Annotated in this window: 14 protein-coding genes; 8 read left to right on the top strand and 6 right to left on the bottom strand. The window is 71.1% G+C overall.

All coding sequences use genetic code 11. The features are described 5' to 3' along the window. Positions 1-102 precede the first annotated feature (102 nt). Positions 103-1062, top strand: a complete 960-nt coding sequence (locus tag ACQEU1_RS05765) for a helix-turn-helix transcriptional regulator (protein ID WP_433196976.1) — start codon at positions 103-105, stop codon at positions 1060-1062. Here ACQEU1_RS05765 and ACQEU1_RS05760 read toward each other — a convergent pair. Further along, positions 1052-1498: a MarR family winged helix-turn-helix transcriptional regulator gene (locus ACQEU1_RS05760; RefSeq protein WP_433196974.1), complete on the bottom strand. Its 447-nt coding sequence runs from the start codon at positions 1496-1498 to the stop codon at positions 1052-1054. The two genes, ACQEU1_RS05765 and ACQEU1_RS05760, sit on opposite strands and share 11 nt — an antisense overlap. A gap of 54 nt (positions 1499-1552) precedes the next feature. Between ACQEU1_RS05760 and ACQEU1_RS05755 the strand changes: the two genes are divergently transcribed. Continuing rightward, complete coding sequence (locus ACQEU1_RS05755; RefSeq protein ID WP_433196972.1) at positions 1553-2464, top strand: amidohydrolase family protein; 912 nt, start codon at positions 1553-1555, stop codon at positions 2462-2464. Here ACQEU1_RS05755 and ACQEU1_RS05750 read toward each other — a convergent pair whose 3' ends face one another. From ACQEU1_RS05750 to ACQEU1_RS05740, 3 genes are all read right to left on the bottom strand, one after another. Further along, positions 2465-3298 carry a hypothetical protein gene (locus ACQEU1_RS05750; RefSeq protein WP_433196970.1) on the bottom strand — a complete coding sequence of 278 codons (834 nt, stop codon included), beginning with the start codon at positions 3296-3298 and terminating at the stop codon, positions 2465-2467. Between the two features lie 81 nt (positions 3299-3379). Then, positions 3380-4051, bottom strand: a complete 672-nt coding sequence (locus ACQEU1_RS05745; RefSeq protein WP_433196968.1) for an AIM24 family protein — start codon at positions 4049-4051, stop codon at positions 3380-3382. Positions 4052-4070: 19 nt separating this feature from the next. After that, positions 4071-5453, bottom strand: coding sequence for a DUF2867 domain-containing protein (locus tag ACQEU1_RS05740; RefSeq protein WP_433196966.1), 1383 nt, complete (start codon positions 5451-5453; stop codon positions 4071-4073). Between the two features lie 169 nt (positions 5454-5622). On the opposite strand from ACQEU1_RS05740, the gene ACQEU1_RS05735 reads away from it, so the two are divergent. From ACQEU1_RS05735 to ACQEU1_RS05715, 5 genes are all read left to right on the top strand, one after another. Beyond that, positions 5623-6120: a hypothetical protein gene (locus tag ACQEU1_RS05735; protein WP_433196964.1), complete on the top strand. Its 498-nt coding sequence runs from the start codon at positions 5623-5625 to the stop codon at positions 6118-6120. A gap of 160 nt (positions 6121-6280) precedes the next feature. Continuing rightward, on the top strand, positions 6281-7660 hold the full coding sequence (locus tag ACQEU1_RS05730) for a hypothetical protein (RefSeq protein ID WP_433211343.1): 1380 nt from the start codon (positions 6281-6283) through the stop codon (positions 7658-7660). Beyond that, a complete protein-coding gene (locus tag ACQEU1_RS05725) occupies positions 7657-9024 on the top strand; it encodes a VWA domain-containing protein (protein WP_433196962.1) in 1368 nt (455 codons plus the stop codon). Before ACQEU1_RS05730 ends, ACQEU1_RS05725 begins: the two co-directional genes overlap by 4 nt. A gap of 43 nt (positions 9025-9067) precedes the next feature. Then, entirely contained in the window at positions 9068-10180 is a 1113-nt protein-coding gene (locus tag ACQEU1_RS05720; RefSeq protein WP_433196960.1) for an AAA family ATPase, read from the top strand. Then, on the top strand, positions 10177-12912 hold the full coding sequence (locus ACQEU1_RS05715) for a DUF5682 family protein (RefSeq protein ID WP_433196958.1): 2736 nt from the start codon (positions 10177-10179) through the stop codon (positions 12910-12912). The genes ACQEU1_RS05720 and ACQEU1_RS05715 overlap by 4 nt, the downstream gene beginning before the upstream one ends. 56 nt (positions 12913-12968) lie before the next feature. Here ACQEU1_RS05715 and ACQEU1_RS05710 read toward each other — a convergent pair whose 3' ends face one another. Further along, positions 12969-13748: an ion transporter gene (locus tag ACQEU1_RS05710; protein ID WP_433196956.1), complete on the bottom strand. Its 780-nt coding sequence runs from the start codon at positions 13746-13748 to the stop codon at positions 12969-12971. A 489-nt stretch (positions 13749-14237) separates the two neighbouring features. On the opposite strand from ACQEU1_RS05710, the gene ACQEU1_RS05705 reads away from it, so the two are divergent. Further along, a complete protein-coding gene (locus ACQEU1_RS05705) occupies positions 14238-15194 on the top strand; it encodes a hypothetical protein (RefSeq protein WP_433196954.1) in 957 nt (318 codons plus the stop codon). Here ACQEU1_RS05705 and ACQEU1_RS05700 read toward each other — a convergent pair. Beyond that, positions 15176-15958, bottom strand: a complete 783-nt coding sequence (locus ACQEU1_RS05700; protein ID WP_433196952.1) for a lipoyl protein ligase domain-containing protein — start codon at positions 15956-15958, stop codon at positions 15176-15178. The genes ACQEU1_RS05705 and ACQEU1_RS05700 overlap by 19 nt on opposite strands. Positions 15959-15979: the final 21 nt, after the last annotated feature.

The raw sequence follows: 15979 nt of genomic DNA, 5'->3' as shown, positions 1-15979 counted from the left end.
TTCGTCGAGTTGCCGGTCGCGGGAGGTCTCCTGGGCGACGAGAACCACGATGTCGTGAGTAGAGGACAGGGAACGTCCGCTACTCCTGGCAGACTTCTCGCCATGCCCACAGCGTCCGCCGCGACCACCTCCGCCCGCCTGCTCGCACTGCTGTCGATGCTCCAGGTGCGCCGGGACTGGCCGGGGACGCTGCTGGCCGAGCGGCTCGCCGTGAGCGAGCGGACCGTTCGCCGTGACGTCGACCGGTTGCGTGAGCTCGGGTACGTGGTGCACGCGGTGAAGGGCCCGGACGGCGGGTACCGGCTGGAGGCGGGCGCGCAGATGCCGCCGATGCTGTTCGACGAGGAGCAGGCGGTCGCGCTCGCGGTGGCGTTGCGGATCGCGGTCAGCGCCGGTGCGGGGATCGAGGAGGGCGCGGCGCGGGCGCTCGTCACGCTGCGGCAGGTGATGCCGTCGCGGTTGCGGCAACGGGTCGACGCGCTGGAGGTCACGGCGGCCGGGGCCTCGTCCACCGTGGACACCGAGGTGCTGCTCGCGCTGAGCGCGGCCATTCGTGGCCGTGAGGAGGTGAGGTTCGACTACGCCTCACCTGGCCGTGAGTCGGCATTGCGCCGTGTGCAGCCTCATCATCTCGTTGTGCGAGGCGGTCGTTGGTATCTCGTCGGCTGGAGTGACGAACGCTCTGACTGGCGCACCTACCGCGTGGATCGGCTGAATTTGCGCATCCCCAACGGTCCCCGCTTCACGCGGCGGGAGGTGCCCGGCGGGAGCGTCACGGAGTTCCTCGCCGCCCGGTTCAGGGGATCGGACACCGGGTGGCCGTGCCACGGCGAGGTGGTGCTCGGACTGCCGCTGGCCGACGTGGCGCCGTTCGTGGGGGAGGGGACGGCCTCGGAGGCCGGCCCGTCGCGGACGCGCCTGACGACCGGGTCGTGGTCGTGGGACGCGCTCGCCGCAGGCCTGGCGCGGTTCGGCGCCGAGATCGAGGTCGTCGGGCCGCCGGAGCTGCGGGACGCGTTCGCCGAGCTGGCCGCGCGGGCGGCCAGGGCCGTCAGCGGGTAGGGCCGCGGTGCACCGGCGCGTCCTCGCCGAGCGCGACCAGGACCCGGTGCAGGTGGTCCGCGGCCGCGCTGACCACTGAGGCGTCGACCGGGCCGAGAACGCGGTCGATCACCTCGGTGACCGCGTCACCCGTCTCGCGCGCGATAGCTTCGCCTTGGGGCGTAAGGCGCACGATGTTGCTGCGCGCGTCCTTGGCGTTCGCCTCACGGGTGATGTGCCCGTCGGCTTCGAGCCTGCGCAGGATGTTGCTGATGCCGCCGGTGGTGAGCAGCAGCTGGGACGACAGCTCCTGGGGCCGTGCCGGGCCGCCCGCCAGCGCTCCCAGCACGTCGAGCTCGCTGCGCGAGAGCCCGTGCTGCTTGAGCACCTCGGCGATGTGCCGTTCGAGCAGCGTCTGCAGCCTCACGGCGTGCTGGGCGAGTGACAGCGAGGACATGTCCGTGATAGTACCTTTAGAGATAGCTTTCACAAAAGGTAACTAGGAGACGCGATGACCGTGCTGCCAGGACTGATCGACGCCCACGTCCACACCTCGGGGCGCGCTGATCTGGAGGAACTCGCCCGCTGGGGCGTCACGACAGGGCTGGACATGGGCTCGTGGCCGCGGGAGTTCGTGGACGAGATGCGCGAGCAGGAGGGCGTGGCGCGGATCAGGAGCGCCACGATCCCGGCCGTGGGCAGGGGCGGCCACCACGCGCGGATGCCGGGCTTCCCGGCAGAGGGCGTCGTGACGAGCCCCGGCGAGGCCCGTGCGTTCGTGGAACGGCGGGTCGCCGACGGCGCCGACTTCGTCAAGATCGTCACGGAGGCCGCGCCACCGGAGGGCATGGACCAGCCGACCGTCAACGCCCTGGTGCAGGCCGCGCACGACCACGGGCTGCTCGTCGTCGCGCACTCCGTGACGACCGGAGCGTTCCGTGTGGCCGTGGAAGCCCGTGTGGACATCAGCACGCACGCGCCGTTGGACGCCGTCCTGGACGACGACACCATCGCGGGCATGCGCGAGATCGGCATGGTGTCGGTGCCGACCCTGACGATGATGGAAGGCACCGCGAAGTTGTTCGCGGGACTGGGTTTCCGCTACGAACACGCCCGCGACACGGTGACCCGCCTGCGCGACGCCGGGGTGGACGTGCTGGCCGGAACGGACGCGAACTCGGCGCCAGGAGCGCCGTTCGCCCCGAAGCACGGCGAGTCGATGCACCACGAGCTGGAGCTGCTGGTCGCCGCCGGACTCACGCCGACGGAGGCCCTGCGCGGCGCGACCGAACTGCCCGCGCGGGTCTTCGGCCTCACCGGCCTCGCGGACGACCGGGTGGAGGTCGAGGGCGACCCCACCGTCGACATCACGGCCACCCGCGCCATCGTCGGCGTCTGGATCGCGGGCGTCCGCGTCCGCTGATCAGGCGGACTCGCTGGTCAGCGCCAGCGAGGGCAGCACCCGGTGCTCCGTCCCGACGCCGGCGGAGCGGACCGGTTCGAGCGCCGGCACCGCCTGCGACCAGGACCCCAGCAGGTGCCGGCCGAGCCGCACCTCGAGCACGATCGCGGCGGCCGCGGCGTGCAGCAGGTGCTGCGTCTGACCGGGGTTCGCGGTCAGGTGCTCGCGGCAGGCGTTGAGCAGCCGGGCCCAGGTCCGTTCGTGGTCCGGGTTCCGTTCGAACAGCAGGGAGACAGCGGCCGACGCGGCCTGGTACCCGACGGCGGACGGCCCGGACAGCAGGCGGGCCGTGTTGTGCGCCGCGATCGCGACGGCGGGCATCCGGTCGAGCGGCGCGAGCGCCTTGACCGCGTTCAGCTCACGCAGCTGAGCGGTGGTCGCCCTGGTCCCGGCGAACGAGTGCAGGCCGGTGTGGCCGGCGCCGATGAGGCTGATGAGGTGGTCGCCGATGCGTTGGGGCGAGGCCGTGTCACCGCCCGCCGCCCGCACCACGGGCGTGGTCAGCTCGTGCAGAGCGGCGCTCCACCGTTCGCTCAGAAGCGCCCGCCACCTCAGGACCTCCCGGTCCTCCGCGCGGTCCGGCGCGATCCCGTCGAAGTCCGTTTCGAGGGTGAGCCACAGGGCGAGCTGGAAGTCGGCGTCGTGGACGAGTCGTTCCGGCTCGTCCACGGCCGTGAGCGGCGGTGACGGAGCCTCGACCCCGAGCAACGCGGCGATGACGCCCGCACTCAACGGTCCACGAGCAGCGGGCAACAACATCAGCGCCTCCGGTGCGGTCCACGATCCCGTGATCACTTACCCGCCCGGATCGGCGCCAAACGCCGGCGGGGAACCGGTCTCGGCGATCTCGGTCACCGAGACCGGCACCCGTGCGCACTACTGCGCGGTCGGGACCGGGTGCCCCTCCGACGCCTGCACGACGACGATGCCCTGACCGGTCAGGGCGAGCTGGTAGGCCTCGCCGGAGCCGCGGCCGATGACCGCGCCGAGCTTCGCCGTCTTGCGGATCGAGGACTGGAGCGAGGTCGACCACAGCACGGCCGACTGCATGTCGACGTACGTGGGCACGTCCACGTTCAGCACGACCGGCGTGCCGTACGCGGTGACGGCGAGCGCGCCGGTGCCGGTGAACGTGGTGTTGAACAGGCCGCCGCTGAGCATCGACGCGCCCTCGGTGCGGTTGATGTCCCACGTGAGGGTGCTGTCGAACGCCAGCACGTTCTTGCCGTTGACCGTGACGCTCTCGTTCTCCAGGTAGAGCACGAAGATCTCGTCGGCGTCCTGGGCGAGGAACACGTCGCCGCTGCCGGACACCTTCATCAGCGACATGCCCTCGCCGGTGAAGGCCTTCTTGAACAGCTTGCCGAGGCCGCCGGCGCCCTCGTAGGCGAAGTCGACGTCGCCCTGGTAGGCGACCATCGAACCCTGCTTGGCGAAGAAGAAGCCGCCACTGCCCGTGAGGTCGACCTTGAGCATGCGTTCGTTCTGCAGTTGGAAGCTTCCGGGCTCGACAGGCCGTTCCGCGTGGTTGAACAGTGAGCTGCGCATGCGCAGATCATGCAGGTGATCACCGGCTCGTGCATGCCGTTCGGACGATTCCGCGCGCCATCATCGCGAACACGATGTCGTGCAATGGTTTCTGCGCCATCCAGTACAGCTGGCCCATCAGGCCGTGCGCGGTGAACGTGACCTTCTGCCGGTAACGGGTCTTGTCGTCGTGGCGGTCCACACGCATGTCGAGGAGTGTGTGACCGGGCATCTTCATGTCGGCTTTGAGCACGAGGCGTTTCGCGTCGTCGTCGCGGTGCACGACGGTCCAGAAGTCCACGACGTCGCCCTCGGTGATCTCGGGGCCGCGGCCGCGATAGAGCCCGATGCCGCCGAGCAGGTGGTCGATCGCGCCTCTGACCGTCCACACGAGAGGGAGCGTGTGCCAGCCGTCCTCGCCGCCAAGTTCGGTCACCGTGCGCCACACGTCCTGCGGTGACGCTTCGGTGAGCACCGTGCGTTCCTCGGTGAACATCTCGCCGACCTGCGCGTCCTCGGCAGGGACCGCGCCGCGGATGGCGTTGTCGACGCTGGTCAGGCCACCCGGCGGCGCCGGCAGCACCTCGGTGGCTGGCGGTCCGGACTGGTCGAGGTCGTGCTCCAGCGACGCGAACAACGGCTCGGCGACCGCCGCCGGAACCGGGGTCACGAGCCCCGCGACCTGCGCGGCGAGCTTGTGCGACCACAACGGCGCGGGCAGCGGCACCCTCACCGGCAGGCGCAGCACCCGTGCGCACCGCTGCACCAGTTCGGCGTAGCTGAGCCGCTCCGGCCCCGGCACGTCGAACACGCCTTGGACGGGTTCATCGAGTTCGGCCGCCGCAACGAGGAAGTGCACGACATCGGCCACGGCCACCGGCCTGCTGCTGTTGTGCATCCACGCCGGCATGGGCACCCACGGCGTGAGCGTCGCCGACGACCGCAGCAGCTCGAAGCTGGTCGACCCCGCCCCGATGATCATCGACGCCTGGAGCACCAGCGCGGGCACCGCTCCCGCCGCGAGGACGTCCCCGACCTCCGCCCGCGAGGCGAGGTGCGCGGACGGTTCCGCCGTGTCCGGCCGCGGCCCGCCGACGTAGACGAGCTGCCGCACCCCGGCGCGCTCCGCGGCGGCAGCCGTGGTGGCGGCTGCCGCACGGTCGACGCCCGCGAAGTCCACCCGGTCGAGCGAATGCACGAGGAAGTACACGACGTCGTTGCCCGCCAAGGCTTCCCCGAGCGCCCGCGCGTCCGTCACGTCACCGACGTGCACCATCACGTTGGTGGGGAACCGGGTCGCCTGCGCGGCGTCGCGCACCAGCACGGTCACCTGGTGACCGCGCGCGAGCAGGTCCGGCACCAGCCGCGACCCGAGGTACCCGGTGGCGCCGAGCACGAGGCACTTCTTCACGTTGGACGTCACCGCGACAGCATGCCCGCTTTCGGCCGAGCGCAATCGTCCGTTCGCTGCCGGAACCGCCGCGACCTGCGAGTTCTGTCGATCTTCAAAAATTGTCGGACCCCCTCGCTAACGTCTCACCCGTACCGCCGCCCAGGCGGGTCCAGCAGCTCGGGGGCAAGGAGAGGAATCGTTGTCAGACTGGGAAAGCGCGAGCACGGCGAGGGTGTTGTCACCCGCCCGTCCGCGCAAGCTCGCCAAGGTGCCGTTCGTGGAGTTGGCGGACGGCCGGCTGCAGGGGGTGGTGTCCAGTGGGTCGGACATCGAGCGCGTGTACGTGTCGTCGGTCGCCGCGGGCACCTATGAGTTCGCGTGCAGCACCAACAACAACAGGCCGTGCGGCGGCGCGCGTGGTTCGTTCTGCAACCACATCTCCGCGCTGATCACGGAGTCCGTCCTGCAGTACGGGGCGGACCGCGTGGCGCGGTACCTGCGCGTGGACGGCGCGGACCTGGACGCGGCGGCCCTGCACTCGCACATGCTGGCTGCGCGACCGTCGCAGGCGGACAGTGCCGCCGCGGCACAGGTGTTCAGCCGTTTCCTGCGCCATCTGGCCTATGTGGAGCTTCCGCCGACGACGGCGCCGCTGCCGGAGCTGCAGTGGTTCCCGCCGACCAGGGCGGTGGTGTGATGCGCCGCCCCCGTTCAGACCGGTCCCGCCGACCCGGCGGCGCCCTGCGCCCCGGCTCCCTCCGCACGGCGTACCGAGGCGGTGGCGTGCTGTGCGCCGGAGTGACGCGCGCCGACTCCCAGCCCGATTCCACCCACACGGCTCCCGAGGTGATGGCGTGATGCGCGCTGACCTGCTCTCGGATCCCCTCGACGGGGTCGACGAGGCGCTGGCCGCCGTGGCCGGGCTCGACCAGGCCCTCACCACCGGCCTGCTGCGCCCCCAGCCGGCCCAGGCCGCCGGCCTCGCCGCACTGGCCGACGCCGTCTCGGCGTCCCCGCTGGCCTCGAAGGTCGCCGAAGCCGCGGACAAGGCGGCGGCCGGTGCCGCGGGCGAGGAACACTTCCTCTTCCTCGCCGCCGCGAGGATCGCGTTGTTCGGCTCGGTCCACGACGCCCTGATGGCGCGCGTCCAGCAGGCCACCGGCCGCACCCTGACCGAGTGGACCGCCGCGCTGCCGGACCCCGGCCAGGCCGAGAACCTCGTGCTCGCCGCCCGGTCGTGGCTGGCCGACGTCGCCCGCGCCGGCTGGCAGGGCATCGACCACGACCTGGTCTCCGGCGCCGAACCGGTGATCTCCGCACTCCTGCCGCACCCGCGCCTGCGCCGCCTCGCCGCACTGCTGGACGGGTTCGCCGCCGAACTGGCCGCCTCGTGCCCCGGCTCCGCGCTCGACCGGATCCCGGCCCGCCGCTGGGGCGACCTGTGGTCCCGCGCGATGCTGCTGACGCTGCCCGGCGCCACCGACGCGCCCACGAGCACGGTCACCGGTCGCCTGCTGCCGCTGGGCGTCGACCTGCACGAGCACGCCACGGCCGCGCAGGCCCAGGTGCACGCGGTCCTCGAACCGGCGGACGGCGAGCCGTTCCTGGTGCGCGCCAGCGTGTCCGCGCCGAAGCCGGACACCGTCATCGGCGCGGGGATCTGGCAGATCCTGCGCCCGCACATGTCGTTGCTGACGGCGTTCACCGAGGGCAGGTCCGTCGAGCTGACGGACATGCCGATCACCGCGGAGGGCGACCTGCTCTGGCGGGACGAGCACGCGAAACCAGGCGAGCCCGCCGACCCGTTCGTCACCGCGAGGGTGGTGCTGCCGAAGGCGGCCACGCCGCCCACGGCCCCGCTCGACCGGCACCCGGCCCGCATCGCCGTGCCGGTGTTCCTGGAGGGCTACGCGGCCGAGCAGACCGGCGACGCGCTGACGTTCTCCTTCGCCGGGAGCCAGGTCGTGGTGGACACCGACCGCGTGCCCGCCGGACCGCTCACGCCGGAGGCCGTCGCGGGTTCGAACGCCTGCATCGGGTTGCTGCGGTGGGACGCGGGCGCGTACCGGGTGCAGCCGCTCGCCGTCGAGACCACCGCCCGCAAGAAGACGGTGGCGCTGCACGGTGGCGCGTGGGCAGGGGGAGCGGTGGACAAGGTCGGGGCGAAGGCCGAGAAGGCCGCCACCGACGCCGCGACGGTGTTGCGCGAACGCGCCGGAAGGTTGCTGCGCAAATGACGGACGCCCAGGAGAACCGCCGCCAGGTCCTGTACTGGCGCCTGCTGTCGAGGCTGTTCGACCCCGAGGAGCAGGCCGCGCTGGAGTCGGCGAGCCTCGCCGTGCTGCAGGACATCGGCCTGCCCCCGGCGCTGCTCGACCAGCACGCCGGCGTCGACTCGATCGTGCAGCGCCACCCGGAGCTCGCCGCCGAGTTCGACGGCGTCATGGTCCCGCGGGCGCAGGAGGAGCGCGACAAGGCGGCCGAGGTGCGCCGCGCGGCGCTGGCGTCGAAGGTGCTGCTCAACGTCTTCGCCACCGGCTCCGGCACGGTCAGCGCGGGCCAGCTGGCGCGCTGGCAGTCCGACGCGGGCTGGCTGGAACGCGCGCTCGGCTGCCAGCCGGGTCAGCTGCGCGGCGGCAACGGCACGCAGGCGTCCGGCACCGGCACCGGCGCCGGGTCCGGCACCCCGGACCTGAGCACCCTCATCCCGCAGATCGGCCCCGAGCTCGGTGCCCTGGAAGCGGACCTGGTCAAGCGCATGCACCTGCGCGAGGTGCTCGCGGACCCCGCGCTCGCCGCGCAGCTCACGCCGAGCATGTCGCTGATCGAGCAGCTGTTGCGGGACAAGGACAACCTGTCGGGTGTCGCGCTGGCCAACGCCAAGTCGCTGATCCGCCGGTTCGTCGACGAGGTCGCCGAGGTGCTGCGCACGCAGGTGCAGAAGGCGACGGCCGGTGCGCTGGACCGCTCGGTGCCGCCCAAGCGGGTGTTCCGCAACCTCGACCTCGACCGCACGATCTGGAAGAACCTGACGAACTGGAGCCCGGAGGAGGAACGACTCTACGTCGACCGCCTCTACTACAAGCACACCGCGCGCAAGACCACACCGCAGCGGCTGATCGCCGTGGTGGACCAGTCGGGGTCGATGGTCGACTCGATGGTCAACTGCACGATCCTGGCCTCGATCTTCGCCGGGCTGCCCAAGGTCGACGTGCACCTGATCGCCTACGACACCAGGGCGCTGGACCTCACGCCGTGGGTCGCGGACCCGTTCGAGACCCTGCTGCGCACCCAGCTCGGCGGCGGCACCGACGGCACGGTCGCGATGGCGGTCGCCCAGCCGAAGATCGCCGAACCGCGCAACACCGTGGTCGTGTGGATCTCCGACTTCTACGAGTGGCAGTGCGAGCCGCTGTTCGAGTCGATGGCCGCGATCCACCGCTCCGGCGCCAAGTTCATCCCGGTCGGCTCGGTGACCAGCTCCGGCCGCGGCAGCGTGAACCCGTGGTTCCGCGAGCGGTTCAAGGACCTCGGCACCCCGGTGATCTCCGGCCACGTCCGCAAGCTCGTGCACGAGCTGAAGTCCTTCCTCACCATCTGACTTTCCCCACCTCCCCGACACCCGCGAAAGGCACCACAAAGCCATGTCCGACCTGTTGCGCGCCCCCGCCGAGCTCAAGTACGCCGAGGAACTCGACTGGCTGGAGTCCGTCGACGACAACCCCAAGCCGTTCTCGTGGCGGTTGTCGCCGAAGATGATCCGCCTGTTCGTGCTCGGCGCCGAGCGCTCCGACGGCCTCGACCGGGAGATCGCGCAGAAGTGGTTCGGCGACCGCAGCATCGTCGAGAGGGCCATCGTCACGCTGGCCTCCGACCGCGGCCTGCTGCTCATCGGCGACCCCGGCACCGGCAAGAGCTGGCTCGCCGAACTGCTCGCCGCCGCGATCTCCCGCAACTCCACCCAGGTGGTGCAGGGCACCGCGGGCACCACCGAGGACCACATCAAGTACTCGTGGAACGTGTCGATGGTGATCGCCAAGGGCCAGTCGCGTCAGTCGATGATCCCGTCGCCGATCATGAACGCGATGGAGTCCGGCACCATCGGCCGGTTCGAGGAGCTCACCCGCTCGACCAGCGACGTCCAGGACGCACTGATCTCGATCCTGTCCGAGAAGTACATCTCCGTGCCGGAGCTGGACAGCGACAACATCGTGTTCGCGAAGCCGGGTTTCTCGGTCATCGCCACCGCGAACAGCCGCGACCGGGGCGTCAACGACCTGTCGTCGGCCTTGAAGCGGCGCTTCAACTTCGTGCGCATCCCGGTGGTGACGAACAAGAAGAGCGAGGCCGAGATCGTCCGGTTCCGCACCGAGGAGCTGCTGCGCCGCCACCAGATCGAGCTCGACGTGCCGCCGACCCTGCTGGACGTGCTGCTGCGCAGCTTCGCCGACCTGCGCGCGGCGTCCGACTCGGCGGGCAGCGACGACGAGAAGCTCGAGTCCGCGCTCTCCACCGCCGAGCAGATCGGTGTGCTGGAGGACGCCATCCTGCACAGCAACTTCTTCGGCGACCGGCAGCTCACCGCCCGCACGCTCGGCTCATCGCTCGTGGGGTCGCTGTCGCGGCGCGCGCCGGAGGACCTGGCGATCATGAACAAGTACCTGCACGGCGTCGTCGAGCCGCGGGGCAAGGACGAGGGCGGCGAGTGGCCCGAGTTCCTCGCGGGCGGGCGTGACACGATCGCCACCCTCTCGTGAGCTTCGAGTCGCTGCGCACGCAGCTGCACGAGGCGGCGACGCGGTTCGCCGACGGAGCGGGTGCCCTGGAGGGCATGCTGCTCGGCATGGTCGACGACGTCGACCGGGCGGTCTCCGAACCGCTGGAGATCTTCCCGGTCTGCCATCACTCGCCGTCGTCCGCCGTCGCCATGGCCCGCCGCCTGCGGGACAAGCAGCCGAAGGTGATCTACCTGGAGCTGTGCGAGGACATGGCGCCGTTGCTCACCGAGCTGCGCAACTGCCGTCTTCCCGTCGCGGTGCAGGCGTTCGCCAGCGAGATCGAGGGCTTCCCGGCAGAGTGGGCGCCGCTGTCGGTGGTCGCCCCGATCACCGAGGCGTCCGCCGAGTACCAGGCGATCGCGTACGCCCTGGACACCCCCGGCGTCGAGCTGGTGCTGGTCGACCGCTCGACCGACCACGTGTTCCAGTGGCAGACACCGGAGACGAAGCAGACCGACGGCGAGGACGCGCTGCACGGCGACGCGGTGGGCGTGGAGATCGGTGACCTGCGCCCGCGCTTCGCCGAGCTGGAGGAGCACCTGCTGCACCACGGCAAGGTCCGGCACTGGTCGGAGTGGTGGCACCAGTACGTCGAGCTGCCGCTCGGCGACAGCGACCACGACACGTACCGCCAGGTGATGTTCCTGATCGGCAGCCTGTTCCGCAGGCTCGCACCCGGCGACCCGCGGCGGGTGCGCGTCGACGAGGACCGCGAGCGCTACATGTGGACCCGTATGCGCGAACACCTGGAGGCCACCGGCACGGACCCGGCCGACTGCCTGTACGTGTGCGGCGCGTTCCACGCGGCCAGCAGGGTCGCCGAGTTCGGCGTGGACGGCACCGGCGGTTTCGTGATCACGCCGCGGAGTGCGACGAAGTGGCAGCACGGCCTGATCCCGTCGAGCCACGCGGCGATCGAGGCCCAGTTCGACCTGGCGCCCGGCTCGGTGTCCATCGCGGCCACCGAGTACGCCAAGAACCTTCGGCGCACCAAGGTGAAGCCGTTCCAGCTGGAGGGCCAGGCAGGGGCGAAGAAGAAGCCCGCGAAGCAACCGGCGCTGCCCGCGCGGGCCGCCGAGATCGAGGCGGCAGACCAGCTCACCGGCTTCCTGCAACGCCCACCGGTGCTCGACCGCCTGGACGAGGCGGAGCTGCTCGGCTGGTCGGTGGAGATCGTCAGGGCGGCCCGCCGCAACGGCTACCTGGCGTCCACCGCGGACGCGATCGCGGTGTTCGAGACGTCGATCCTGCTGGCGGGCATGCGGGACCGGGCTCGCCCCACCCCGTACGACTTCCAGGACGCCGCCGTCACGTGCATCGAGAAGGACGTGGTGCCCGGCCGCCGCGACGTCCGCCGCCTCGTCGAGATCATGATGGGCGGCGACCGGATCGGCCAGGTCGGCTACGACGCCCTGCCGCCCCTGGCCAGGGACGTGCACGACCGGCTGGCCCCGCTCAACCTCAAGCTCCAGCAACGAGGTGTGCAACGGGCGTTGCTCGACATAGCGGGCGACCCGGAGCTGGAACCCTGCTCGAACCTCCTCTGGATGCTGCGCTACCTGCTGCCGCAGGGCGCCGCCCGTCCGATCATGGGCGAGCGCAAGCTCGGCGAACGCCCCATCCAGGAGTCCTGGGACCTCGCGCTCGGCACCCACCAGCGCGCCCTGATCGAGCTGGGCTACGAGGGCGTGAGCGTGGAACAGGTGGTGGAGCAACGCCTCCGCCGCAGCGCCCACGACCCGCAGACCACCACGGCCAAGGTGCTGGAAGCGGTGGAGGACGCCATCCGCTACCTGCACAGCCCGCGCCTGGCGGGCGAGCTGGGCACCAGGGCGTTGGAGGTCCTGTCCGGCGAACGCACCGTGGACGGCGCACCGGACGTGCTGCGCCGCACGCGCCGCCTCCTCGCGTACTACCGCACCAGCGAACCCGTGCTGCCGCAGTGGATCGAGTCGTTCGTCCAGACCGGCTACGCCCACTACTGCACCCTGCTGCCCACGGCGTTCACCGACGAGGAAGCGGGCGCGAACCAGGTGGCCGCGATGCTGGGCTTCCTGTTCAGCATGGAGTCCCTGGCGCTTTCGCTGGGCTGCGACCGCACCCAGCTGGAGCTGTCCGTGGCGCAGTCCCACCCGGAGGAACCGTCCAAAGTGGCCCTGCTCTGGGCCGCGCAGGTCCACCTGGGCAACCTGACCAGAGCAGAGCTGCGCGACCGCTGCACCGCGCTGCTCACGAACCCGCTCTCGTTCCCGAGCTACCCGAGATACTTGAGCGGTTTCGTGCACGCACTGGACCCGGTGCCGAGCATGGTGGACTTCGTGGTGGAGACGATGTCCAAGGCGTTCGCCCACCTCCCGGACCCGCTCCTGCTGCCCTGGCTCCCCACCCTGATCGGCACGCTGCGCAACCACAGCGCACAACACGTCCCACTGCTGATCAAGGAGGCGGGCCGCCTCTTCCCGGCCCGCCTGCCGGCCCTGGACGAGTGGGTCCCGCCCTGGGACCAGGAACCCGCGGCCACCGCCCCGCGCGCACCGCGCGGTGCCGGCACCGGATCAGCCCTGCTGTCCGCCCACCCGGCCACCGCCGACGCCCTCGCAAACCTGCTGGGCTGCGAGGACCCGTGGCAGGCAGCAGGACCGCCGGGCGTGGCCCTGCTGGCCCGCCACCCGGACACGGCGGTGGCCCTGGAGGCGCTGCTGGCCACCTGACGAGACAGCCCGGGTCCGTCCCCGCACGGGACGGACCCGGCGTTCGGTCGCAGCGCTCAGGCGGAAGCCTTGGCGCGCAACGCCTCCACGTCGGCCCGGAGGCGCCGCACCTCGGTGAGGATCTCCATCGTCGCGGCCATCTCCTCGCGATCGTGCTCGGCGTGTTCCTCGCTCATCTGGTTCTGCATGGCGCTCACCGCCACGGCGATGAACAGGTTCAGCACGGTGAACGACGTGACGACGAGGTACCCGACGAAGAAGATCCACGCGAACGGCTTCTCGGCCATGACCTGCCGCGCGACCTCGGACCACGCCTCCCCGGTCATGACCTGGAAGAGCGTGAACAGCGAGTCGCCGAGGTCCCCGAAGTAGTCGGGCGCAACGCCGCTGAACAACTTCGTCGCGATCACCGCCGACACGTACAACACCAGCGCGAGCAACGCGGTGATGGAAGCCATCCCCGGCAACGCCGTCAGCAACGCCGACACCACCCGCCGCATGCTGGGCACGACAGAGACCAACCGCAACACCCGCAGGACCCGCAACGCCCGCAGCACGGAGAACGCACCAGAAGCCGTGGGCAACAACGTAACCGCGACCACCGCGGTGTCGAACCAGTTCCACGGATCGCGGAAGAAGCTCCTGCCATAGGCGCCGAACCGCAGCGCCAACTCGACCACGAACACCACGAGCGCGAGCCGGTCGATGGCGTGCAACACGTCCCCGAACGACGCGAGCAACGCGGGCGACGTCTCGGCGCCCAACGTGACGGCGTTGACCAGGATCACCGCGGTGATCACCTTGTTGAACCACGGGGCGTCCACCAGGAGGCGCACCCGCTCACGGGACAGCACAAGATCAATCTATCGACCGCCCCAGCACCGCCGGCGGTTCGCCCGTTCGGCCGCTGCTGTTGTGCTGCATCGGGTTTGCCGGGTCCGGTCCAGTGCGGCTGGTGCGCCACGCTCAGTCCGCGACGGCTGATGCCCGCCCCGCTCCGCCATATCCGCCCAGCCCGCAGCGCCCGCTCGGCCGCCCGCTCCTCCGTGCCTGCCTTGCTCCTCCGTGCCTGCCTTGCTCCGCCGTGCCCGGCTCGCTGCGGTCCGGCTCATCGGATCTGGGTTCACCGCGCGTTCCGGCCCGCCCGTGGTAGCTTGAGCCGCCGAAAAGACGTGAGGCGCCCGCTTGGGTGGTCGGGTCCTCGTAGTCCACACGTCCTCGCGAATCACCGCGGCCACGGCATCTTTCTGACGACTCGATTTCGTCGGGGGATGCGATGTGGCGCTGGTTGTCACAGGGTCTCCTGGCGAGGAACGGAAACAGTTGTGACCACCACGACCAAGTTCGAGGACGCCGCACCGCGCGGGCGTGCGCAGGCCGGGATGCGCGGGGTGATGTTGCCCGTCGTGATCGGGACGCTGACCGGGGCGATCTTCGTGACGGTGTTCCTGGCGCTCTTCCACGCGCCGACGCCGCATCGGCTGCCACTTGGGGTCGTCGGGACGGCGGAGGCCGTCCAGGCGAGGCTCGACGCGCAACGGCCCGGCGCGTTCGCGCTGACGACCTTCGCGGACGCTCAGCGCGCGACCGAGGCGATCAAGCGCCGTGAGATCTACGGTGCCCTGCTGCAGAGCGAAGGAAAGGTGCTCGTCGCCGGTGCGAACGGGCCTTCGGTGACCGCGACCGTCAGCCAGGCGCTCCAGGCGCAACCGGTGGACGTGCTGCCGTCGTCCGCGGGGGACACCGCCGGGTTGTCGACGTTCTACGCCGGGTTCGGCGTGGTGCTGGCCGGGTTCCTGTTCGGACAGATCTCGTACGGGATGGCGCCGCGGCTGGCGTTGCGCGGGCGGTTGCTGAGCATCGGGATCTTCGGGGCGCTCAACGGCGTGCTGGTCGCGTTGATCAGCAGCGGCCTGAACGCGCTGCCCGGCAACGTGGCCGTGCTCGCCCTCGTCATCGGCCTGGTGGCGACGGCGGTGGCGGCCGCGACGGTGACGATCATCCGGCTGGCCGGGCCGGTCGGCACGACGATCTCGTCGGTGTTGCTGCTGATCCTCGGCAACGCCACCGGTGGCGGCACGTTGCCCGTCGCGTACCTGCCGGAGTGGCTGCAGTGGGTTTCGGGGGTGTTGCCGGTCGGCGTCGGGGTGCGGGCGATCAAGGGCGTCTCGTACTTCCAGAACGACGGGCTCGTGGTCGGGCTGCTCGTGCTCGCCGCCTGGATCGTGGTCTGCGCGGGCGTGCTGTTCCTCAAGGACAGGCGTCAGCCCGTCACGGGGTGAGCGCGGGTCCAGTCGTCCACGTGGAAGGGTGCCTCGCCGCGCGCGGCCGACGCGTGGGCGAGGGCCCAGCCCGGCAGCGGTGCGGGCGTCAGGCCGAGCCGTGAGCGGTAGTCGGCCACGAACGCCTCCGCGACGGCGGAGGAGGTGAGCGAGGGCTCGTAGTCGGCCAGGCCGGCGATCGAGCTCTCGCGCAGCTCGTAGCCGAGTGCCTCGGAGACGTCCGTGATCACGGCGCGCACCTCGTCCGAGACCGACACCTGCACGACGGTGCTGAACAGCGAGCCGGTCGAGGTGACGCGTTGCGCCGAGCCGACGACCTTCGTGTCGCCGGCGACGTTGACGCTGAACTCGCCGGGGCAGTACTCGCCCGCCACCTCGCCGACGCGGGCGTCGATGGGGCCCAGGCCGCGCAGCACCCGGACGTGGGCGTCGGCGTTCGCGGCGAACGTCGAGGCGCCCGCGTGCCGGATGTCCGTGGTGCTGTCGAGGTGGTCGATCACGACCGCGCCGCCGTCGTAGGCGACCATCCGCCCGCCCGGCGACCTGACCACCGGCTCGAAGCCCGCCGCGCGGGCGATCGCGGTGGCGTCGGCGATGCCGGGCGAGCGGAGGTCACGGCCGCTGAACGCGACCGTGCGGCCAGACGGCACGTAGATGTGCACGAGCTGCGCCCACGGCGCGTTGGGCGTGCGCAGCAGCAGTGCCGGGACCACCAGTTCGGTGATGGCGTTCCCGGCACTCCCGGAGACCAGCAGGTTGTTCACGCCCGTGATTCTCGGGCACGG

This window comes from Lentzea sp. CA-135723 (genome assembly GCF_050936595.1).
Classification (GTDB): domain Bacteria; phylum Actinomycetota; class Actinomycetes; order Mycobacteriales; family Pseudonocardiaceae; genus Lentzea.
Note: the sequence above shows the minus strand (reverse complement) of the source record. Positions and strands in the feature narration are given on the sequence as shown.

Coding starts and splice junctions, on each gene's coding strand:
- ACQEU1_RS05765 (WP_433196976.1), top strand. CDS start 103: ATGCCCACAGCGTCCGCCGCGACCACCTCCGCCCGCCTGCTCGCACTG.
- ACQEU1_RS05760 (WP_433196974.1), bottom strand. CDS start 1,498: ATGTCCTCGCTGTCACTCGCCCAGCACGCCGTGAGGCTGCAGACGCTG.
- ACQEU1_RS05755 (WP_433196972.1), top strand. CDS start 1,553: ATGACCGTGCTGCCAGGACTGATCGACGCCCACGTCCACACCTCGGGG.
- ACQEU1_RS05745 (WP_433196968.1), bottom strand. CDS start 4,051: ATGCGCAGCTCACTGTTCAACCACGCGGAACGGCCTGTCGAGCCCGGA.
- ACQEU1_RS05730 (WP_433211343.1), top strand. CDS start 6,281: ATGCGCGCTGACCTGCTCTCGGATCCCCTCGACGGGGTCGACGAGGCG.
- ACQEU1_RS05725 (WP_433196962.1), top strand. CDS start 7,657: ATGACGGACGCCCAGGAGAACCGCCGCCAGGTCCTGTACTGGCGCCTG.
- ACQEU1_RS05720 (WP_433196960.1), top strand. CDS start 9,068: ATGTCCGACCTGTTGCGCGCCCCCGCCGAGCTCAAGTACGCCGAGGAA.